Source organism: Halomarina halobia (assembly GCF_029338575.1).
In the GTDB taxonomy this organism is placed as follows: Archaea; Halobacteriota; Halobacteria; order Halobacteriales; family Haloarculaceae; genus Halomarina; species Halomarina halobia.
On the sequence record NZ_CP119993.1, the window covers coordinates 23,581 to 45,300 of the forward strand.

At 63.0% G+C, this 21,720-nt stretch carries 18 protein-coding genes and 3 pseudogenes; 9 read left to right on the forward strand and 12 right to left on the reverse strand.

Annotated features, from left to right (window positions below):
- Positions 1 to 28: 28 nt before the first annotated feature.
- Positions 29 to 2,248 carry an acetate--CoA ligase family protein gene (locus P1K31_RS15695; RefSeq protein ID WP_276306244.1) on the reverse strand — a complete coding sequence of 740 codons (2,220 nt, stop codon included), beginning with the start codon at positions 2,246 to 2,248 and terminating at the stop codon, positions 29 to 31.
- A gap of 386 nt (positions 2,249 to 2,634) precedes the next feature.
- Between P1K31_RS15695 and P1K31_RS15700 the strand changes: the two are divergent.
- From P1K31_RS15700 to P1K31_RS15715, 4 genes and pseudogenes are all read left to right on the forward strand, one after another.
- Positions 2,635 to 3,005 (forward strand): annotated as a pseudogene (locus P1K31_RS15700) (NAD(P)-binding domain-containing protein); the annotation flags it as partial.
- A 33-nt stretch (positions 3,006 to 3,038) separates the two neighbouring features.
- A complete protein-coding gene (locus P1K31_RS15705; RefSeq protein WP_276306724.1) occupies positions 3,039 to 3,434 on the forward strand; it encodes an NAD(P)-dependent oxidoreductase in 396 nt (131 codons plus the stop codon).
- A gap of 84 nt (positions 3,435 to 3,518) precedes the next feature.
- A complete protein-coding gene (locus P1K31_RS15710; protein WP_276306245.1) occupies positions 3,519 to 3,920 on the forward strand; it encodes a VOC family protein in 402 nt (133 codons plus the stop codon).
- A gap of 3 nt (positions 3,921 to 3,923) precedes the next feature.
- Positions 3,924 to 4,871: a 3-hydroxyacyl-CoA dehydrogenase family protein gene (locus tag P1K31_RS15715; RefSeq protein WP_276306246.1), complete on the forward strand. Its 948-nt coding sequence runs from the start codon at positions 3,924 to 3,926 to the stop codon at positions 4,869 to 4,871.
- Positions 4,872 to 5,006: 135 nt separating this feature from the next.
- Here P1K31_RS15715 and P1K31_RS15720 read toward each other — a convergent pair whose 3' ends face one another.
- The 6 genes from P1K31_RS15720 to P1K31_RS15745 form a co-directional block, all read right to left on the reverse strand.
- Complete coding sequence (locus P1K31_RS15720; RefSeq protein ID WP_276306247.1) at positions 5,007 to 5,417, reverse strand: VOC family protein; 411 nt, start codon at positions 5,415 to 5,417, stop codon at positions 5,007 to 5,009.
- Between the two features lie 419 nt (positions 5,418 to 5,836).
- Entirely contained in the window at positions 5,837 to 6,130 is a 294-nt protein-coding gene (locus P1K31_RS15725; protein WP_276306265.1) for a cupin domain-containing protein, read from the reverse strand.
- Between the two features lie 147 nt (positions 6,131 to 6,277).
- Complete coding sequence (locus tag P1K31_RS15730; protein WP_276306249.1) at positions 6,278 to 6,589, reverse strand: hypothetical protein; 312 nt, start codon at positions 6,587 to 6,589, stop codon at positions 6,278 to 6,280.
- Positions 6,590 to 6,743: 154 nt separating this feature from the next.
- Complete coding sequence (locus tag P1K31_RS15735; protein WP_276306725.1) at positions 6,744 to 8,039, reverse strand: TRAP transporter large permease; 1,296 nt, start codon at positions 8,037 to 8,039, stop codon at positions 6,744 to 6,746.
- Between the two features lie 12 nt (positions 8,040 to 8,051).
- Positions 8,052 to 8,630, reverse strand: coding sequence for a TRAP transporter small permease (locus P1K31_RS15740; RefSeq protein WP_276306250.1), 579 nt, complete (start codon positions 8,628 to 8,630; stop codon positions 8,052 to 8,054).
- A 32-nt stretch (positions 8,631 to 8,662) separates the two neighbouring features.
- Entirely contained in the window at positions 8,663 to 9,685 is a 1,023-nt protein-coding gene (locus P1K31_RS15745) for a TRAP transporter substrate-binding protein (RefSeq protein ID WP_276306251.1), read from the reverse strand.
- A gap of 201 nt (positions 9,686 to 9,886) precedes the next feature.
- Here P1K31_RS15745 and P1K31_RS15750 point away from each other — a divergent pair, with 201 nt between their 5' ends.
- The 3 genes and pseudogenes from P1K31_RS15750 to P1K31_RS15760 form a co-directional block, all read left to right on the forward strand.
- Positions 9,887 to 11,242: an NAD(P)H-dependent oxidoreductase gene (locus tag P1K31_RS15750; RefSeq protein ID WP_379794687.1), complete on the forward strand. Its 1,356-nt coding sequence runs from the start codon at positions 9,887 to 9,889 to the stop codon at positions 11,240 to 11,242.
- Positions 11,243 to 11,397: 155 nt separating this feature from the next.
- Positions 11,398 to 11,847 (forward strand): universal stress protein, encoded by a 450-nt coding sequence (locus tag P1K31_RS15755; RefSeq protein ID WP_276306253.1) that lies wholly within the window; start codon positions 11,398 to 11,400, stop codon positions 11,845 to 11,847.
- A 66-nt stretch (positions 11,848 to 11,913) separates the two neighbouring features.
- Positions 11,914 to 12,186: pseudogene (locus P1K31_RS15760) on the forward strand (dihydroxy-acid dehydratase domain-containing protein); the annotation flags it as partial.
- 1,209 nt (positions 12,187 to 13,395) lie between these two features.
- Here the strand turns inward: P1K31_RS15760 and P1K31_RS15765 are convergent.
- On the reverse strand, positions 13,396 to 14,154 hold the full coding sequence (locus P1K31_RS15765) for an IclR family transcriptional regulator (RefSeq protein ID WP_276306254.1): 759 nt from the start codon (positions 14,152 to 14,154) through the stop codon (positions 13,396 to 13,398).
- Between the two features lie 741 nt (positions 14,155 to 14,895).
- On the opposite strand from P1K31_RS15765, the pseudogene P1K31_RS15770 reads away from it, so the two are divergent.
- Together P1K31_RS15770 and P1K31_RS15775 are read left to right on the forward strand one after the other, a co-directional pair.
- Positions 14,896 to 15,575: pseudogene (locus P1K31_RS15770) on the forward strand (IS6 family transposase).
- Between the two features lie 552 nt (positions 15,576 to 16,127).
- Entirely contained in the window at positions 16,128 to 16,928 is an 801-nt protein-coding gene (locus tag P1K31_RS15775) for an IclR family transcriptional regulator (protein ID WP_276306266.1), read from the forward strand.
- Between the two features lie 12 nt (positions 16,929 to 16,940).
- Here P1K31_RS15775 and P1K31_RS15780 read toward each other — a convergent pair whose 3' ends face one another.
- From P1K31_RS15780 to P1K31_RS15795, 4 genes are read right to left on the reverse strand one after another with little or no spacing between them, the layout of a single operon-like run.
- The gene (locus P1K31_RS15780; RefSeq protein ID WP_276306267.1) at positions 16,941 to 17,201 is read right to left on the reverse strand and encodes a universal stress protein; all 261 of its coding nucleotides are present in this window, start codon (positions 17,199 to 17,201) and stop codon (positions 16,941 to 16,943) included.
- Positions 17,198 to 17,374, reverse strand: coding sequence for a hypothetical protein (locus P1K31_RS15785; protein ID WP_276306268.1), 177 nt, complete (start codon positions 17,372 to 17,374; stop codon positions 17,198 to 17,200). The genes P1K31_RS15780 and P1K31_RS15785 overlap by 4 nt, the downstream gene beginning before the upstream one ends.
- Positions 17,374 to 19,467, reverse strand: a complete 2,094-nt coding sequence (locus P1K31_RS15790; protein ID WP_276306269.1) for an acetate--CoA ligase family protein — start codon at positions 19,465 to 19,467, stop codon at positions 17,374 to 17,376. Before P1K31_RS15790 ends, P1K31_RS15785 begins: the two co-directional genes overlap by 1 nt.
- A 60-nt stretch (positions 19,468 to 19,527) precedes the next feature.
- Positions 19,528 to 21,648, reverse strand: a complete 2,121-nt coding sequence (locus tag P1K31_RS15795; RefSeq protein WP_276306270.1) for a TRAP transporter permease — start codon at positions 21,646 to 21,648, stop codon at positions 19,528 to 19,530.
- Positions 21,649 to 21,720: the final 72 nt, after the last annotated feature.

Here is a 21,720-nt window from a genome sequence, read left to right on the forward strand (position 1 = left end):
TACGGAAAGGGCGATTGGGTCGACCCGTTCAGGTCGTCCGAACGAGCGTATCCACGACGGAAACGCCGTCTTCGTGGACGACAACCGGATTCAGGTCGAGTTCGGCGACGCCCGCGACCTCGGTGCACAGTTGACCGACGTTCCGGACGAGTTCGGCGAGTTCGTCGATGTCGTGCGGCGGACTACCGCGGTACCCGGCGAGTTGCTCGCCAAGGGTCGTTGCGTCGATGGCGTCTAGCGCGCCGCGCTTTGAGAGCGGGGCGACGCGAACCGCGACGTCGCCGTGAAGTTCGACGGCGACGCCGCCCGACCCGACCGTCACGACCGGCCCGAACGCGTCGTCGCGCGTGACTCCGACGAGCGCCTCGACGCCCGCGCCGGCGTGGGGCTGCACAAGCACGCCCTCAAGCCGCGCGTCGGGCGCGTATTCCAGTGCGTTCGTCACGACCTCGTCGTACGCCTCGCGGACCGCGGTGACGTCCTCGAGTCCGGTCCGGACCGCGTCCGCGTCGGTGCGGTGGGGGACGTCCGGCGAGTCGACCTTGAGGACGACGGGGAAGCCGAAGTCGGTCGCAGCGTCGACGGCCTCGCTCGGATCGGCCGTGAGCACGGTCGGATGCACGTCCATGCCGTACGACGCCAGGAGCGCGGACGCCCGATTCCACGAGAGCACGTCGTTCGACGGGAGGGCCCCGCTATCCCCGCCACCGTCGATCTCGGCGTCGGTGTCTGCGTCGGTCCCGGTGTCGACTTCTCGTTCGAGTGTTGCGCGCGAGGGTCGGTCGGCGAGTCGGTGGCGGAACGCTCCGGCGTCGACGAGGGAGGCGACGGCGTCCATGCAACGGCCCGGGTCGTAGTAAAGCGGCGTGCGCCGACGCACGCGTTCGTACGGCTGGACGCCGTCGGGGTCGATCGGTTTCTTCCGTCCCGTCCACAGGAAGAACACGGGGTCGGATGCGACCTCGGCGACCGCGAGCACCGAGTCCGCGATGCGTTCGGCGTCGTCGCCGACAACGGGGAGGCCGATCGCGAACACGTACGCGTCGAAGGCGTCGTCTGCGAACAGCACCTCGGCGATCGCAGGAAGGACGTCGGCACCCTGCCCGCGGATGTCGGCCGGATTGTGAAGTTCACCGAACGTCAGCAGATCGTCCATGTCGAGCAGCGCGCGTTCGGTCTCGTCCTCGATCGCGGGGAGGTCGAGTCCCCGATCGGCGGCCATGTCCGCGAGCAGGCTCCCCATGCCGCCGCTCGTCGACGCGATGCACACCCGGTCGGACGCGGGCGGATCGAACGCGGCGTGCGCCCTCGCTCGGCCGAGCAAGTCGGGGATGTCCGGGACGCGTTCGACGCCGACCTGCGCCAACGCCCCGTTCCAGACATTGTCGCTCCCGGTCACCGAACCCGTGTGTGAGCGGATCGCGGTCTCGGCGACCGACGACTTGCCGACCTTCACGGTCAGGACGGGCGTCCCGTTCCGGACGACCTCGTCGGCGACGCGGACGAATCGGCGCGGGTCGTCGAGCCCCTCGACGTACGTGCAGACGACATCTACCGCGTCCCGCGCGCCGAGGTACTCGACGACGTCGGTCACGGAGAGCGCCGCTTCGTTCCCCGTCGAGACGACGTGCGAGAAGCCGACGTCCTCGTCGGCTGCGCGTTCGAAGAACGTCGTGAAGGCGAGCGCACCGGATTGGCTCACGAGTCCGATCGACCCCGGCTCGGGCTGGCGTGAACACGTGCTCGTCAACACTGTTCCGTCGATGACGTTCGCCAGTCCGATACAGTTCGGTCCGACGATCCGCATGTCGTACGTCGCGGCCACCTCCACGAGTTCGGCCTGGAGGCGTCGTCCCTCCTCGTCGGCTTCTGCGAACCCGGCGGTGATGACGAGCGCGGCGGGAACACCGCGTTCGCCCGCCGCACGGACGACGTCCGTGACGGCGCCCCGAGGGACGCAGACGACGACCAGGTCGACGGGCTCCGGAAGCGTGGAAACGTCGTCGTAACACCGCCTGCCCCAGGCTTCGTCCCGCCCCGGATTGACGAGGTAGACGTCCCCTTCGAACCCGTACTCAAGGAGGTTGTCCACGAGCTTCCCGGAGTACCAGTTCTCCGGACTGGCTCCGACGACGGCGACGGAATCGGGCGAGAAGAGTGCGTCAAGCGGCGAGCGATCGGCGGTCATCGCCACCACCGTCGGCCGCCCGGTGTAGACCGCCGTCGAGGGGCGACCACGGGAACCCATCTCGAGAGTGGGACCAGCGTCCGAAACGTTTCGACGACGACGGAGGAACCGTTGGCACCTCGCTCGGCATGAGAACACGTACTGGTCGACATACGCCGTACGTTGGCGGCCGGCCATGTAAAACTACGGCGCGTCTGCAGGTCGCGGTCGAGCCCCCACCACGGTGCGAAACCGGGTCGACGCCACGGTAAGAGTTAAGAGGGGCGATACAGATATTCGTACTGTTCGTTGCGAACAGGCCACACAGTGGCCTGTGGTGCGCGAATACGGGTTCGCGATCGCACAGCGAGCGTTCGATACATGAGTACGGATACCAATAATCACGAAACTGGGCGAGCTAACCGATGACTGTCGGATTCGTTGGCCTCGGTCGAATGGGGCTTCCGATGGCGATAAACCTCGTTGAGGACGGAGTCGACGTCGTCGGGACCGACCTGGATGAGGAACGGAAACGAGCGCAGAAGATGCAGGCGGCAGAACCGCCGACACGGTCGCCGAAGCCGTCGTTGACGCCGACGTCGCGATTACGGTGCTACGCACACCCGAACAGGTCCTTGCCGTGGCGGAAGACCTGCTCTCCGCAATGGACGAGGGCGACCTCTACATCGACATGAGTTCGATCGATCCACTAACGAGCGAAACAGTTGCCGAACTCGCTGCGGAGGAGGGGATCCGGACGGTCGACGCGCCCGTCAGCGGCGGCGTGTCCGGCGCTGAAGAGGGAACCCTCTCGGTCATCGTCGGCGGTGCAAACGACGACGTCGCGGAGGCTGAGGAACTGTTCGAGTCGATGGCGGCGACTGTGTTCCACGTCGGATCGATCGGCGCTGGCCAAACTGTCAAACTCGCGAATCAACTTCTCGTCGGCGCACAGACTGTGCTCGTCGCGGAAGCGTTCCGCTTCGGTGACGCGAACGGAATCGACCGCGAAACGCTCCGGGACGTCCTCGTCGAGAGCGCGGGCTCGTCGTGGGTCCTCGAGACGTGGGGCGAGCGGTACATCGAGGAGGAGCACGAACCGGGGTTCGAGATCAACCTGCAGCACAAGGACCTCCGGCTCATGACCGAAGCCGCGGTCGAACTGGACGTCCCGGTGCCCCTCGGTGCCGCAGCGATGCAGACGTACGTCGACGCGAAGCGCAACGGACTCGGCGACCGTGATGTCACGGCCGTCTTCCAGTTGTGACGCTCCCACTCAGAGCGCCGTCGACCGGATCGACTATCGAGCGACTACTAACCGACCGACCGTAGCAACCCAACACGAGACACAATGTTCACCAAGATTCACCACATCGCGTTCGTCGTCGAAGACATCGAGGACGCAATGGAACGATTCGAGGCCAATTACGGCATGACGCTCGTCAACCGCGACGAAGTCACGGGCGCGTTCTCTATGGACGTCGCTCTTTACAATGCCGGCGACAACATCGTCGAATTGATCGCCCCGCTCAGCGACGAAGGCTGGACGTACGACTACCTCCAGGAGAACGGCGAGGGCTGGTTCCACATCGCCTTCGAGGTCGACGACATCCGCGAAAGTATGGCCGAACTCGAGTCGCGCGGCATCCGCGTGAAGGACGACGAACCCCAGGAGGGCTATGATTGGGAGGTCGTCACGCTCGACGAGCGAGACACCATCGTCCCGATGCAGCTCGTCGAAGAGTACAGCTGAGCGATGCGGGCTGCACCGACCGTCGCCGTCATCGGCGCGGGCATCATGGGTAACGGCCTGGCGACGCACTTCACGCTCGAGGGCTGCGACGTCACGCTGATCGACCACCGTCAGTCGAACCTCGACGAGGCCGGTGCGAGGATACTGGACGCCGTCGAGTTCCTCCGTGACGCCCGGGTCGTCGACGACGACCCCGAGGACGTGTTGTCCGCGACCGAGCTGACAATCGACCGGGACGTCGGCGTCGCCGACGCCGATATCGTCCTCGAGACCATCTCGGAGGACCTCGCCGTCAAGCGATCGCTGTTCGAGGACGTGGCCGCTGCGGCGCCCGATGCCGCGGTACTCGCGTCGAACACGTCGAGCATCCAGATCTCGAAGATCGCCGACGCCGTCCCGGACGCAGCCGGCCGTATCGTCGGGTGTCACTGGTGGAATCCACCGTACCTGATGCCGCTCGTCGAGGTCGTCCGCGGTACGGACACCGCCGACGAGACCGTCGATCGCGTCGTCGCGTTCGTCGAGTCCGTCGACCGGAACCCGATCGTCGTCCGGCGCGACGTCCCCGGGTTCGTCTGGAACCGCGTCCAGTTCGCGGTGCTCCGCGAGTGCATGCACATCGTCGAGGAGGGCATCGCGTCCATCAAGGACGTCGACGCCGCCGTCCGCGACGGCTACGCGCTCCGGACGGCCGTCGTCGGGCCGTTCGAGACCGTCGACCTGAGCGGCCTCGAGTTGTTCCGCGACATCTCGGACGACCTGTACCCGCACCTCTGTAACGACGACGAGGCGAGCGATATCTTCGACGAGTACATCGACGACGGCCGGAGCGGCGTCGAGGACGGCGCGGGCTTCTACGAGTACGACCGGTCGGCGGAGGCCGTGCTGGATGACCGCGACCGCACGATCCTGGCGCTCCTGCAGGCTCGCGGTGGCCCGGACGAGACCTGAAGTCGAGTCGAAGGACGAACGCTGCAGTCGAATCGAGGCACGACCAACTGTCATCCCACCATCCGCTCGGGCCCCCCCGGGCGGTCGTTCTACGAGCCCGCGAGTGTGACGACCGAGTCGTTCGGTCGTCGTCCGTCAGTCCGCTGGGCGTTCCTCGACGAGTTCGATGGGCGTTCCGGGGACCTCACTGGGTTCGACGAACGCCCGCACGTACGGGCCGAGCCCCTCGACCGGTTCCTCGTCGTGCATCGGGACGTCAGCTGCTTCGAAGGTCTCCATCGCGGCGACGATGTCGTCGACGACGAACGCGACGTGCGACTCGGGTTTCGCGACGAGTTCGTCGAGCAGGTCGTCGAGGTACGTGCCGCGCTCGTGTCGACAGATCAGTTCGGTCCGGTACTCCGGGAGTTCCACGAACGCGACGTCGACCTTCCCGTCGACGCTTCCGCAGCTCGTGATGGTGCCGTCGAGTACGTCCCGGTAGAACGCCTTCGTCTCCTCGATGTCGTCCACTATCTGTCCGACGTGGTGTACGCCCTCGAACATACCGGGTCGTTGACCCGCGGGGTACTTTAGCGTTCACCAGCCACACCGGGCAGCGACTCCCGGTAGGGTTGTGGAGTGGCCGAGGGGCGCGGGCCGCGACCGCGGGTACCGTGGTCGGTTCCCGGTGTCAGCGCGCCGAGAGCCTCCCCAGCGGACCCACATCGGGGCTGATTTGTTTCGGTTCAACGAGTCCGCTCTCGTGTGGCCGGAGGTTCCAGCGACGGAGCGGGAGCGACCCGTACGGCGTACGACCGCTTCGTCGACGGTACGTACCGTCCCTCGAATGGCGACGAACGAATCCGGGTCAGTTCACCGTGCGACGGGACTGCATGGGCGACCGTTCCCAACGGGACCGAGACGGACGTCGACGCCGCACGCAGCAGGTCAGCGAGGCACCGGGAAGCGCGCTCGCTGGCGATTCACTCGTCGAGCCAGTTCGGCGAGTGGCGGGGTGGACTGAAAATATCGATCGCGAGCATCTCCTCGTCCCCCTGATTCTCCGCGGCGTGAACCTCATGGCTCCTCAGCCAGTAGGACTCGCCGGGGCCGGCCGTGACCTCCGACCCGTCCTCGAGGATGAACGTCTGCTCGCCCTGATAGACGAACCCCAGTTGCTCGTGATGGTGGCTGTGCTCCGGGACCAGCCCGTCGGGTTCCATGCGAACGTGCTGGATACTCATCTCATCACCGGCGGCGAGCTGCGACAGGTACACGCCGGGCCTTACCTCCACTTCGTCGGACGGGTCGCTGTGACCAGGTCCATACGACTGCACCGACCGCCTGCACTATAGTGCTACCGCCGATCAGCAACCGTCCGCTACTACTCGACCGACGCGAATCGACCGTCGCGGCCGTGCCCACTACGTCGGTCGCACCCGGACAGACCGCGTTCGCCCCGGCGCCCGCCGGCCCTCCTCGGCGATGTGCCTGGTTAGCCCGACGACACCCCACTTCGAGGGCGTGTAGTGGGCGACGGCGAGCAAGCTCCCCCGGCGTTCAGCCGCCGACGCGACGGCGGCGATCCGCCGTCCATCAGTTCGGCGTACGCCGCTGCAGCACAGCTCTGGACGCCCGTTCGAGTCGTCGTCGATCACTGGCTCACAGGGCTCGTGAGTGATCCTCTCGTAGGATCCGGGATCGATGATCGCGGCGTCTCCGCCGAGCAACTCCATCCTCGCACGTCGACCGTTTCACCCGTCGGTATCTAGCTGTACCGTCGACACCACGCCCCCCAGACGGACAGGGAGTCGCTGGACGGAGTGGTCGTCAGTACGGAAGTCGAGCCGGCGATCGGTCGAGGAAAGGACGGCCCGGAACGAGTCCGCGTCAGGCGAACCCGAACATCCGGGGCAGGAACAGCACCACGTCGGGGACGAAGATAACGAGCAACAGCACCGCGAAGAGGGGGATGTAGAACGGTCCGACTCCCCGAATGATGTCGAGTAGATCCAGATTCGTTACCCGTTCGAGGACGAACAGGACGACGCCGAACGGCGGCGTGATGAGGCCGATCATGAGCGTGATCATCATCACGATCCCGAACACGAGCGGGTCGATGCCGAGCCCTGGGAAGGTGGGTGCGAGGATCGGGACAGTGATGAGGATGATCGCGAGGGTCTCCATGAATGTCCCGAAGACGAGGAGCACCACCACGAGCAGTAACGTGGCGACGATCGCGGTGTCGGCGACCGTGAGTAGCGTCTCGGTCAGGTACCGGGGAACGCCCGATATCGTGACGAGGAACCCATAGAGGTTCGCGAGGCCGATGATCAGTATGAGCGCGGCCGTGTCAATAAACGTCTTCTTGATGACAGCGTACAGCGTTTCCCCGTCGAGTGAGCGGTAGTAGAACGCGCCGAGGAAGGTCGCGTACATGACGGCCACGACGGCGGACTCGGTTGGGGTGAAGTACCCGGAGATGATGCCTCCGATGATTATCACGGGGGCGACGAAGGCCGGAGCAGCCCGCACCAAGGTGCCGAGGAGCTTCCGTGCGTTGTACGCGTTGCGCGATGCGAACCCCTCCCTGATGGCGATGTACGTCACCATCCCCATCAGGGACACGCCCATCAGAATGCCCGGGATGACACCGGCGATGAACAGCGCACCGATCGACACCTGCGCCATCACGCCGTAGACGATCATCGGAATACTCGGCGGGATGATGGGCCCAATGGTCGATGACGCGGCGGTGATTCCGGCCGAGAACCCGGGTTCGTATCCCCGATCGGTCATCGCTTCGTACTCGATCGTCCCGAGACCAGCGGCGTCGGCGACGGCCGCGCCACTCATCCCCGAGAAGATCATGCTGACCACGACGTTGACGTGACCGAGACCGCCGGGGAGCGGACCGACGGCTTCTTCCGCGAAGTCGAAGATGTCGGACGTCATCCCGATGACGTTCATGATGCGCCCCGCGAACAGGAAGAACGGGATCGCGAGGAGTGTGAACGAGTTCATCCCCGTGTACATGCGTTGTGCGATCACCTGGGCATTGAAGTCCGGGCCGACTGGGAGTACCATCACCACGATGGCGCTCAAGCCGATCGCGTACGCGACGGGGACACCGAGCACGTACAGTAACAGGAGCACGAGGATGAACGCCAACGTCAGGGTGAGCATCTCGGCCACGGTCTAGTCACCCCCCTCGCCGTCCGGCATCGCGAGATTCCCGTTACCACCCTTCGGTTCTGACACTCCCGCCGTGATCGGGGCTTCATCGGATAACCACACGAGTATCGTTTCCTCGATGGCGAACAGGATGACGATCCCGAACATGACGCCGAGGACGATCTGAGCGTGGCCCACGGTCAACCAGTCTATCGTCGCGAGCGTCACGCCGAGGGTCCGGTTCGTGGCTCGGTCGACGGCATGGATGACCAGTATGGAGAACACGACGATCATGATATTCGAGAACGTGATCAGGACCTTCTGGGTGCGTGCTGAGAGGAGCCGGAACAGGGGACGGATCGATATGTTGTCGTCGTTCCGCATGGCGTACGGTGCACCGACGAAGACCATGATGACGAGCAGGTACCGCGCCAGTTCTTCCGTCCAGACCGTACTGAAGCCGAGGTCGACGAACCGCATGAGGATCTGGAATGCGGCTATGAGGTTGATGATGACGAACAGCGCGATCCCGAGTAATACGGTTCCCTGCTCTACGTAGTCGAAAGCACGGTCCACTTTGGAAACCACCTTGGATACGTTCATAATGTGGCGACTATCTGGGGTGCGTTAGAACGTCAGGCGAGGCCCATCACTTCCTCGAAGGACGGGTCCCAGCGATTCTCGAAGAACCGCTCGAGTTGAGGTCGCCCCGCTTCGACGAACGCCTCCTGGTCGACATCTTCCGCCCGCGTGATGGTCGTGCCGTGCTCTTCCTCGGCTTTCTTGAGCAGGACGTCGACCTCCGACCGCGTCTCCTCGTTCGCCCATTCGATCGCCTCGTCCAGGCTCTCCTGGATCATCTGCTGGTCGTCGCTGGAGAGGTCCTGCCAGAGGGCCTCGTTGATAAGCCAGCTGAGCCCCTGAAGCAGGTGTTGGGTCTCCGAGAAGTGCGTCTGGACCTCGTAGAGACTCGTATCCATGAACTGCTGGATTGGACCTTCGGACGCCTCGACGACGCCGGTCTCGAGTGCGGAGTAGAGTTCGTCGAACGCGACGGGCGTCGCGTTCACGCCGATTTCCTGCCAGGTCTTGACCCACGTCTCGAACTGTGGCAGTCGCATGTCGAGGCCTTGGACGTCGTCCGGGTGCTTCACGACCTTGTTCGAGGTCGTGCCGCGGAGCCCCCGGAAGGATTCGCTGAGTTGGCGCTGATTACCTTGGTTGATGATCTTCTCGTTGAATCCGCCGTCGGCGTACGTGTACTCCTCTTGCATCGCCACGAAGTGATCCCAGTTCTGGGCGACGAAGGGCGCTTCGAGGAACCCGTACTCTGGGCCGTACGCGGCGGCTACCGACGAGATACTCGTGCCGTGCATGTCGACCGTGCCGGATGCGACTGCTTCGATCTGGTCTTCCTCGCCACCGACGGATGCAGCAAGTACGTCGAACGTGATCCGACCGTCGGTCGCCGAATCGACGTTGTCGGCGAATCGACTGGCGAGCTTCGTCTGCGTGTGCTCCGGGTTGAACGGCGTCGCGATGGACAGGCTCCGGCTCTCTCCGCCACCACCGCCCCCGCCCCCACCGCTGCCACCGCCGCCGTTCCCGTCGTTCCCATCGTTTCCACCGAGGCACCCTGCGAGGCCGGTGAGTACCATAGCGCCCCCGGCTCCGAGTGCTCGCAAGTAGCTACGACGACTGGTCCGTGATACCATACCTACAGCCTTGCCAACCTGGTTATCAATATATCGTGTCGGGGAATTTTTGCCTATACAATAACTTATAAAAGTGGATCTTGCATGGTCTGACACAGATTCCACCTCCGACCGGACGCGACCGCAGCCAGTCCTCACGCAACCATGATCAATACTCATCGCAAACTGGGGGAACTAGACGAACCGATCGACGTCGGAATAATCGGTGCCGGCCTGTTCGGGACGAAACTGATGGACCAGATCGCGCGAGTCCAAGGCATACGAACGGTCGCTGTCGCCGACCTGAACCTCGACGCCGCCGAGCAGTCCCTCGAGGAAGCCGGTGTCGCCGACCGCAGGACGCGAGCGTCAGGGACCGACAGCATCGATCGAGCCATCGCCGACGACAAGATCGCCGTCACGGACGACGCGATCGCGCTCACGGCATCGGGCGTCGACGTCGTCGTCGAGTCGACCGGCGTCCCGGACGCCGGGGCTCGCCACGCGTACAACGCGATACTCGAGGGGAAACACGTCGTCATGGTGACCGTCGAGACCGACACCGTCGTCGGCCCGCTCCTCGCAGACATGGCAGCGAGCGCCGGCGTGACGTACTCGCTCGCGTACGGTGATCAGCCCGCACTCATCGTCGAGCTGTACGACTGGGCTCGAAGCATCGGCATGGATGTCGTCGCCGTCGGCAAAGGGAATCCGTATCGCGAGGAGTATCGGCTGGGGACGCCCGACGATGTCTTCGAGCGCTACGGGTTCAACGACTCGTTCGTCGAGGACCACGGCCTGAACCCGCGGATGTACAACTCGTTCCTCGACGGCACGAAGGTCGCCGTCGAGATGTGCGCCGTCGCCAACGCCCTCGACCTCGAACCGGACGTCTCCGGCATGCACCTCCCGACGTGCGAGATCCCGGAGATACCGAACGAACTCCGTCCGGCCGAGGACGGCGGACTCCTCGACGGGACCGGCGTCGTCGACACCGTCAGCACGCTCTATCCCGACGGCACGAGTGTCGACCACAGCATCAGTTTCGGCGTCTTCGTCGTTACCTCGACCCCGAACCGCGCCGTCGCCGAGTACATCGAGCAGAACAGCTGCGACGGACTGTACGTCTCCGACGACGGCGAGTACCAGGTGTTCTATCGTCCCTACCACCTCCCGGGCGTCGAGACGACCATCAGCATCGCCAGCGCGGCACTCGAGAACGAACCGACGGGAGTCGCTCGCACGCACGCGGCAGAGGTCGTCGCCGCCGCGAAACGCGATCTCTCGCCGGGCGACGAACTCGACGGCGGTGGCGGCTACACCGTCTACGGAACGCTCGAAACGGCGGAACGCGCGGCGAGCGAGGGATACGTTCCCTTCGAGTTGCTCGACGGCGCGGAGGTCGTCGCGGACGTCTCGACGGACGACGTCATCACGTACGACGACGTGAGCCTCGACGAGTCGTCGTTCATCTACACGCTCAGAGCGATCCAGGACGAACGGATGGCCGGCGGCCGATGAACAGACAGACGGCCGGTGAGTACCGCGTACGGACGACCTCCCTTCCGAAGTGAGGGATTCGGGGCCGTCTCGGTCGCTCGCTTCGCGAACGACGGTCGGACGAGCGTTCGGAACAACCGTTCGATATTTATAGCTCCTGGCCATCGTCCCCTTCTATGGCAATCCTTGTCGTAGTTGACGACGACGAACACGTCGGGGATATCGAGGAGACGATTCGCGTCGCGACGGACATGGCACAGGTGTACGAAGACGAACTGGTAGCGCTCAACGTGATATCCAAGGACGAATTCCTCAAGGAACAACAGGGGAAGACGTCCATCGCCGACGTCGAACCGGAACCCATCAGGCGCTACGAGCGCGAGGCCGCCGACCGCGCCAGGGCGCTCGTCGAGCAGATTCTGGACGAACCGCTGGACGTGACGTACCTGGGACGGGTCGCGGACCCGGCCGACGAGATCGTCGAAACCGGACGCGAGGTCGACGCTCGATTTATTGTCATCGGCGCACGCCGACGGTCTCCGGTCGGGAAGGCGATCTTCGGGTCGACCACTCAGTCCGTCCTCCTGAGCGCGGACCGACCAGTCGTCACGGTCATGGAAGGATGACGATGCTGACCGAAGACCCGGGCCGCCCGGGTACGGACGTGACCGAGGGTCAGAGCGTGCACCCTCCGTGCGATGTTCCGCGCGATGGGGTTCGATGACGACCAGAGCTCGTCTCTGATCAGCGTCACCGACCCCACGGCGGACGCCACGCCCTGCAACGTCAACCTTGCCGTGGAGGTCGTCCGAGAGGACCGGCGGCCGTCGGACGTTCCCACTCGAGAGTCCGTCGAGAATGCCATCGCGGTACAGGCCGCGACCGGCGGCTCGACCGGCGGTGTCCTCCACCTGCTCGCGATGGCGTGCGGGGCGGGTATCGATCTCGAACTCACGGACTTCGATCCGGCCGCGAACGGGGCCGTCACGAACTCAGGCTGTTCGGACCGTCAGTAGCGGTTTCGACGGGCTCTCGGAGCGGGGCGATGGGATGGGGAGCTCGGGAGACGGGGGCGTGGATCCCCCGTTGAATCGTTCACCACGCCGTATCGAGCGCGTCGAGGTCGTCGCGCCGGGTGTGGCGTGGGACCGGCCCTGCCCGCGCCAATCCACCATTAAAGAACATTCGATATAGTCGAAGGTATATGTGACCATACCACACGCGACGGTCGCAGAGTGTGCTTTGAGAGGGCGTTCGAGTCGGTGACGAACGCCAGATCTCCAGAAGGATTGCCAGACGTCCGCATCACCGCCAGACTGGTCTCGGAATCACGCGAGAGAGGTGATCACCCGATAACCACTCGATCGGGCCGTCGCACCCTGTGCTACGAGTTACCGTGGACCGCATCCACGTCTCGTGAATATTAGATACTCTACGACTATCGTGGGCGGAAACGGTTCCGATGACGCCCGCATCGGGACTGGAAGCGAAAGCCGTCGGCGTCGACCTCTGGTCGACAGCGCACGGAGTACGGCCCGTTCGAGGCCCGCCATCGGACGTATCCTGCAGGAATCTGCGGCTGCGTTCGGGCGAGCGTTTCGTTGTGAGTGTCTTCCGAGATACCCCACGGTCGCGCCCGAAATCGAGGACGTCGGGACCGAGGCAGCATTGTGACGGTCCGAGTTCCGGGGATCGATTCCCTGTCCGGAGTCCAGCGTCCGAATCGCCTACTGACGACGGTCTCACCCAGTCGGTCTCCGACACTACGACGAAAGGTGGGAAGCGGTTGGGCGAGGAGTCGGTCTCGAGACGACCTGTCCCCTTTCGCCGCAACACATCCCCCGGAATTCACGAGAATAGAATATCTATATTATAATAGGTTTGGGGGTACATCGCTCTCAGCGGTTCGGTACTCGTGACTGGCCGGGGATGGACTCCGCTAGAGAGGTGAGACGGAGCCGTCTGTTACCGTCGCTGTAACGAGTTACGACTTTATGATCGTCCCCGGAAGTCGCAACCGCGTTCGAACCGGGTCCGAACCGTCGCGACCACGAACCCTTCGTCCGCATTCCTCGGGCGGGGTTCCGAGACCGACTGATCCGAAACGCGTCAAAGGAACCCGATCCATCGATCTCCCCCGACCCGTACCGACGAGTCAGCCGCGCCCGGCCCGATCACTTCGGTCCGTAGAATGATCGGATGTCCGCCTCGAACTGTCGCTTCACGTCGAGTATGATCTCGGGAAACTCCTCGTGGAGCTTCTCGCCGGCGATCCGGTAGGTGGGACCGCCGACGCTCAGCGCGCCAAGGACGGACGAATCCGGGCGCTTCACCGCCACACCGACCGCGGAGAGACCGTTCAGCATCTCCTCCTGGTTGAACGCGAGCCCGGTGTGTCGGATCTCCTCGAGCTCGTCGAACAGTTCGTCCTCGTCCGTGATCGTCTGATCGGTCTGTGCTGGCAGCCCCCACTCATCGATCACCTCGGAGACCGCCTCGTCCGTCATCTCCGCCAGGAGCGCCTTGCCGACGGCAGTGGTGTGCATGTCGAAGACGTTCCCGGTGTCGTACGCCGGGTCGTACGCCGTGCTGGCGCCGTTCAGGACGATCACCTGGCCGTGCTCCTCGACACAGAAGTTCGCCCCCTCGTTCGTGTCGTTCGCGAGCCGCTCCACGTTGTCCGCAGCGAACTGGTACTCCGGTTTCCGTTGCTTCGTGAAGTTCCCGTAGTGGAAGAACTGTAGCCCGAGGTGGTACTCGTTCCCCTCCTTGACGAGCAACTGGTTCGCCTCGAGCGTCTTCAGATGCCCGTGCACGGTACTGTTCGCGAGACCGAGGCGGTCGCTAATCTCGGGCATCGTCGCCCCGTCGAGCTCTTTGAGCAGGTCGATGATCTCGAACGACGTTTCGGTCGTCTGGATTCGCCTCGACATTGGTATACAGTACCGCGTCACCGACCAACATAAAGATTCGGTTCTCGTGAATCCGCGGGAGCAGCGGGGCGTCTACGGGGCTGTCGACCGGGCGCGTCACAGAGCACCGACCAGTGACGGTCGGTCGTCACCCTGACGAAGAGCCACTCGCTGTCCGCTCGTCCTCCCGTGTTTCCTCTAGATTGTATCGTGCCCGTACATAGAACATTATCCATGAATTATATATAAAATTAGTCGGACGGGATCGAGATAACGACCGTATGTCTGTTATCCCCGCCGCTGAACCCGGGCATCGAGATAGAGAGATAACGAAGTCTGTCCGCTCCACGGAATTGATAGCAGATGAGTGTAATCCGGGCTGCGGGAATCTAGTCAAGACGCGTGCGAACCCGCTCTTTCGTCCGCTCTTTCGGCGATCGCACCGCGCTCTCGCCATTGAATGCGCAGAAGCCGACCGTTTGTCCGGGTCGACGAACAAACGGTCGGTAGATATGTGGATCATCAACGTACCACATACGCCGCGAGTTATCCCATAGATACGGGCGCGACGCATCGAAAAGTCAACGACGGTGCCGCCGTCCATGTGAATGTCCTCGTCGACCGTCCAACCGTCATCGTCGTCGCCTTCAGTGATGGACGACGTCGATCCATCAAACAGTAATACTCTTTACTCATATGAGGGATGGGTGCTGCCTGATCAGGCTAGTTCGAGCCGCGAACAGGTCGTTGAGTGACTTGGTCATGACGCTCGCAGACCTGCTCGGCAAGAGCGTAGATCGGTATTCTGAAGAATTATGAGAAATGAGCGGACGGCGATCGCGTCAGGGCGTTCGCCGTCCGCGGCCACGCGATCGGTTGTTCGCTTAGAGAGACAACAGACGTTCTTCGGCGATTCTGCGTGGAACGCTCGCATCAATCGATCTTTTAGTTGGTATATCGCGTATCTGATGGCGTTGTTAGCCTATCTGAGACGCAGTCGAAGCGGGTCGCGGGTGACGAGGCTGCTATTGAGATTGACGGTAAGTGACCTCGGTTGTATGCTCCAATCGACCTGGGCACGAAGGCAGTCCTCGACATTCGGTTGTTTGGACGGCATGACACCGGTCCGGCGGCTTGCGTTTCTGGCTGGGTTCAACGAGAAACACGATCTCTCAGACACCGTGTTTCTCGTCGATCAGTTCGGCTATCGGACTGCCCTTGCTCGAGTAGGGTTGAACGGTCGGGTGGATTATACTGACCGAAACCTGATCGAAAGGTAGTTTCATACGCTCAAAATGCGCATCGGCCGTTTCCATAACTCGTGGGTGGGCAGTCGGTCGAGCGCACGCGAGTGGATTGAACAGTTCGTGCATCACAACAACCATCAAAGACCGCACCAATCACCCGATGGGAGAACGCCATCTGACGAGGTACTAAACTAGACAGTACCGTACATGGAACTACTCTTATAAAAAATATTATATATGGATCATCACTCCTATCAATTTCCTCGAAGGTGATGCTCTCAGCGCGCGGACGACCCACGGGTGGTCTTGGTGGGGCCGTAGGTACACACAGAAACGCCAGCGATACATAACGGCTATACTATTGTTATTCTATCGTCGTGACGGTGTTGGGATCGCAGAAGTGAGCGTTGACGCTTGCGCCGGCCGTCAAGGTCTCGAATTCTAAATCCCATAGGACGGAATGTACCACCTAGTCGCGGTGATTCGGCCACCTGGCAAAACGAATGGATTCGACGCATTCGCCGGGTATTATTACGTATGGATCACCGTAACCGGTCACTGGCTGCTCGATTCTGGTGCTTCAGTGTAATTCTGCTCTGTAGAAGGGATTTTCCCCCGGCGAATTCCGGCTGGTGGCCTTTTCTCCGTTTGAGAACCGCTGAACGCCTGTATTGAGACTGCTCGGCTCTCTCCGACATGATTCTGTAGAGTAGAAAAAACTATGGTTTACGAGTGGTACGCCCAAACATGCCAAAAACGAAGGGCTCAGCACTGATCCAGACGACCGCGACGAGCTTCGAGATCATCCACGTTCTGCAAGAAAACGGTCCGTGCCGACTCTCGGCTATCGCATCCGAACTCGGCATGCCGGAGAGCACGGTCCACCGCCACCTGAACACGCTTCACTCGCTCCGATACGTCTCCCGATGCGGCCCGAAGTACCAGATCGGCCTCCGGTTTGCCCGACTAGGCGAGGCGGCGCGAACCCGTGACCCGGCGTTTCGCCAGGCGAAAGACTACGTCCGCGAGGTGGCCGAGGAAACTGGTGAACGCGCCCAATTCGTCGTCGAGGATCACGGACTGGGAGTGTATCTCTATCTGGAGACGGGACGCAAGGCCGTCCGCGCCGGTCTCGAGGTCGGCCGGCAGATTCGCCTCCACTGCTCGTCGGCGGGAAAAGCCATCCTCTCCGGGTATCCGCGGGCACGCGTCGACGAAATCCTTGACCAGTGGGGCTTACCGCAGCAGACGGAACGCACGATCACGGATCGGGACGCATACCACGAGGAACTCCAGCGCGTCCGCGAGCGCGGAGTGGCGTTCAACGAGGAAGAACACATCCACGGCCTCAACGCCGTTGGCGTCCCTGTCACGGGAGCCGACGACGATGTCCTCGGCGCGCTCTGCGTCTCCGCCCCGTCGCACCGGATGAAGGGTGAGTTGTTCCGAGAGACGGTCCCCGACCTGCTGCTCGGGTCGGCCAACGCGCTCGAACTGAAGCTCGCCTACAGCGACCGTGAACAGACCGACAGCGTCGTCGTCGAGTAGCCTGATTAGTCGTTATTTCCCGAGACTGACCGATCGTTCCGCGCTCAGTACTACCGGTTGGGTGGTACTCCCGAGGAGCGCCCTACGGATCAGACTCCACTTTCGCCCGCCAATCAGCATGTTGCCCGCGTCAGCCTCAGCCGCGACGGCGACGATGTACGCGGCCGGGTTCCCGCGTTCGCGGCGTACTGTCGCCTCGATAGCGCTCACCTCCAATTGCTCGCTGGCGCTCGTGACCGTCTCGGGGATGTCGTTCGGGTCGTACGGTTTCATGGAGGGTCATCCCATGACTCATCCTTGATGCCCTCGAACTCCTCGAAGACGTCGAGCAGCGTCACCCTGACCGGACAGCCCTTCTCGGCGCGTCTCGCCGGCGTCGCCGACTCAGTAGGTCCGTTCGTCGTCCTCGTTGACTGGGAAGAGGACGCGGTACGAAACGCCGTCATCACCCTCCGTCGTCGGTGGGTTCGTACCCGCTTGCGAGTGCGTCGACGGCGACGGCTCCGTCGGCGGTGACGACCAGCGGATTGACGTCCGCCTCGGTTATCCATCGGTTGTCCATAAACAGTTTCGAGAGCCCGGTCACCGCATCGACGACCGCCGAACGTTGTCCCTCAGTGAAGGACTCAACCGGCACCGTCGTCAGCTCTTCGAGCATTTGGCCGGCTTGCGCCCTTGAGACGGGGACCGTCCGGAACGTGACGTCGTCGATGGTCTCTATCTCCGTCCCGCCGCGCCCGAGCATGAGGACGGGGCCGAAGTCGTCGTCGATTGTCAGTCCAAGGCCGAGTTCGTGTTCGAACTCGACCTGTCGCTGGACCGTGAGTCCGACGCCCTCATCCACCGCGCCGCCGACGTTGAGAAGTTCTGCGGCCGCCTCCCGTACCGCGTCCACGTCTCCCATCCCGAGCCTGACGCCGCCGATTCGGTTCTTGTGGTCGATCGCCGAGGAGACGATCTTCACCACCACCGGATAGCCGATTTCATCGGCCGCCGCGGCCGCCTCGCTGACGCTCGTTACGTACCGTTCCATGGGCGTCTCGATTCCGTAGTCAGCGAGCAACTCTTTCGCATCGACCTCCGTGAGTTTCTTCGGCCGGTCACGGTCGAGCGGTGGTACGGTAACCCGGGCGGGATGGTCCTTACTGGCGTGGAGCGCGGGGCGCGCCGCGACGAACGCGCCGACCGCTGCGATCGACTTCAGACACCGGGCGGGGTTCTCGAAGACTGGAACGCCGGACGCTCGATATCTATCGAGGCTTTCCACCTTCTCGAGTCCCCCCGTCCAGCAGACTACCACCGGTTTCTCGTACTCGTCCTTGACTCGACAGAGCGTATCCGCGAGCTCCGCTGCGCGTTCACCGCTGACGTTCGTGAGTTGGAACAGCAGCGTGTCTACCCCGTCGTCTTCGAGGAGCGCGGTCAAGCACTCCTCGAACGCGTCCGTCGAGTTCAGGACGGCGGCCGTGGTGTCAACTGGGTTCGTCGCCGACCCGTACCCTGGCAGGTGATGACCGATGCGTTCGCGGGTTCGAGCGGAGAGCGTTGCGAGTTCGAGACCCAGGTCGTCAGCGCGGTCGGCGATGTAGACGCCGGCGCCGCCGGACGTCGAGATGACACCCAGTCGGCCGTGGGGCAGCTCCTCGACGCCGGTTTCCAGTATCAGCTGCGTGACCTCCACGAGGAGGTCGATGTCGTCGACGGCGACGACGCCGTGCTCGCGGAGTACGGCGTCGTAGACTGCCGATTCGCCCGCGATCTTCCCAGTGTGAGAGCTCGCAGCTGCGCGCCCGCGCTCCGACGTTCCGACCCTCAGAACGACGAACGGGAGGTCGATGCCCACGTCGGTGCGCTTGAGTTCGACGAGCTGACGGGCGTCCTCGAATCCCTCGACGTAGCCGACGACGACGTCGGTCGTCTCGTCACGGGCGAGTTGGTCGACGAACGTAAGCGCCCCGACGGCTGCCTCGTTGCCGGTCGCGACCCACTTGTTGAGCCCGACGCCTGCCTCCTGGAGGAGCGTCGTGAGCGCACCGCCGAACGCCCCGCTCTGCGTGACGAAGCTCACCGGTCCGACGAGCAGTTCGTCCCGCTTGAGCGCTGGGGTGAAGCAGGCGGTGACGCCCGTCGAGAAGTTGATCATCCCCTGGCTGTTCGGCCCGATGACGGTCGCGTCGTGCTCTTCGGCCAGCCGTTCGATCTCCCTCTCCCATCGTTCCCCCTCCTCCGTGCCGGTCTCGGAGAACCCGGAACTGACGACGATCACGTCCTCGACCCCGACGGCGAGGCAATCGGCGACGATGCCGGTGACCAGCGACGCGGGGAGCATCACCATCGCCAGGTCCGGCGTTTCCGGGACGGCCTCGATGGACGGGTAACACCGTCTCCCGGCGATTTCATCGCGGTTCGGGTTGACGGGATAGACCGCCCCGGCGTAGCCGTGCTTGTCGAGGTAGTGTAGCGGCAACCCCGATATTCGCGTCAGGTCGGACGAAGCGCCGACTATCGCGATGCTACCGGGATTGAAGTCGAATCCCATGGTGTGTCTCTGCGACACATGATATCGTAAAACTATCGGAGTATGTGACGCAGATTCGATTTAACTACCGAGGTCGGTGCGGGTGAACCGAGCGAGGAGCAGTGCATAGACACGGGTCTTCCAGGCGAAGACCGACAGCAAGAGCAGCGCGGAGACGATTTGGACGGCCTCGGCGTAAGCGCCGGCGAACGCGTTGGCGAAGAGGGCGACCAGCGCCACGACGACCATCCCGACTCGCACCGGCAGCATGAGCGGTCCGTCGATGTAGTTAATGACGGCGACGGAGATTGCCACCAGGCCGAGGTAGAGGACGCAGAACGTGATGAGCGTCATCGGAAACTCCCAGTAGAGGAGCGTCGGGTTCACGAGGAAGACGTAGGGGAGGACGAATAGCGGGAGGCCGATCAATACTGCCTTATAACAGACCTGCCAGAAGTTCGCGTTGGCGATGCGTGTAGTGACGATGCAGGCGATGGCGACGGGAGGAGTTAGCGCCGAGAGGATGGCGAAGTAGAACACGAAGAAGTGGGCGGTCTCGAGAGGGACACCTACGTTGACCAGCGCGGGCGCGATCAGCAAGACGGCGACGATGTACGCCGCGACCGTCGGCATCCCCAGGCCGAAGAGGATGGCGGCGAACATCGCGAAGATCGCGAGCAAGATCAGGACGCCGCCGGCGAGGTCGACGAGCGTCGACGCGAACACCTGTGTGAACCCCGTCAGGTTGAGGATGCCGACGAAGAGGCCCATCACTGCCAGCGCCATCGTGATCGGAGCCGTGTTCTCGATACCGATACGACATGCGTCTAACGTGTCGGCGATGAACCCGATGACTGTGATCTTGAGTCCCTCGTCACTCAGGACAAGTCGCTGGACGAACGCCACGGGAATCGTCGAAACCGTTGCATAGAACCCCGCGAGGAGGGCACCGTACCGGAGCCAGACGAGCGTGTAGATGAGCACCCCGACCGGTACCCAGAGAAAGGAGCTCTTGACGAGTTGCTTCCAGAGCGGAAGCGCCCCGCTGGAATCGAGCTGTGCGGCGATCCCCTCGTCCGTGGTTCCGATAGCGATATCGTTGACGTCCGTCGGGTCCTCGGGCGTTCGAGTGTTGATAATGACCGGTGTCTCCGTCTCTGTCACTGTCTCCGCGTCGGAGACGAGGTCCGGCTTTCCGGCGCCCTCTTTCAGCGTGATCAGGTGGACGGCGACGACGATGGTCCCGTAGAAGAGCAGCGCTGGGAGCAGCCCTATCTGGACGATACCGAGGTATCCCGTGCCGGTGATCTCGGCCATGATGAACGCTGCCGCTCCCATGATCGGCGGCATCACTTGCCCCCCCGAAGAGGCCACTGACTCAATGGCGGCGGCGGTTTCGGAGCGGATATTCTCGCGTTTCATCAGCGGGATGGTGAACGCGCCGGTCGTCGCGGCGTTGGCCGCTGCGCTTCCATTGACCGACGCCATCCCGAGGCTGGCGATGACCGCGGTCTGGGTGACGCCCGACCGGATGTTCCGACCAACTCGTGCTCCGAGATCGATAAAGTAGCTGAGCGCCCCGTAGGATTCCAGAAACCCAGCAAAAATGATGAAGATAACGATGTACGTGGACCCGACTCGGAGGATCTGGCCGTAGATGCCCGCGAGTTCGACGGTATTCGCCGTAATGAGTCGGTCGAATGAGACGCCTTGGTGCTGGAGGATCCCCGGGAAGAGTTGGCCGTAGAGGGCATACACCATCCCGAAGATCGCGATTCCGGTGAGCACCCATCCGAACGTCCGTCTAGAAAGGTCGAGCACCAGGAGTATCAGAATACCGCCGACGAGGACGTCGGTGTCGCTGTAGATGCCGAGGCTCTCGAACGCGAGTCGCTGGTAGTTCGACCAGAGGTAGTACGTAAGGCCGACGGATACTAGGAACTCGACCGGGATGACCACCGCATTGTCTATCTTGGTGAGCAGGCTATCGGCCTCGCGGAAGTCCGGATCGAACACGAGGACGCTCGTCAGAGCGGCGAGTAATCCCAGGTGGATGACCATGTGAAGGCCGATCGAGAACGGGTACGACCTGGCGTACCACAGGTGATACACCGTCGCGACGACTCCGAGGACAAGTAACAGCAGGTACTTCATCCGCAGCAGTAGTTTCCCCCGAAGAGGACGTGTCAGTAACTCGCTCATGATCTATGATACCACGATGTAGTTGCGACATATATACCTTGAGGAATAATATCTGTCAATTCGCTCTTCGAT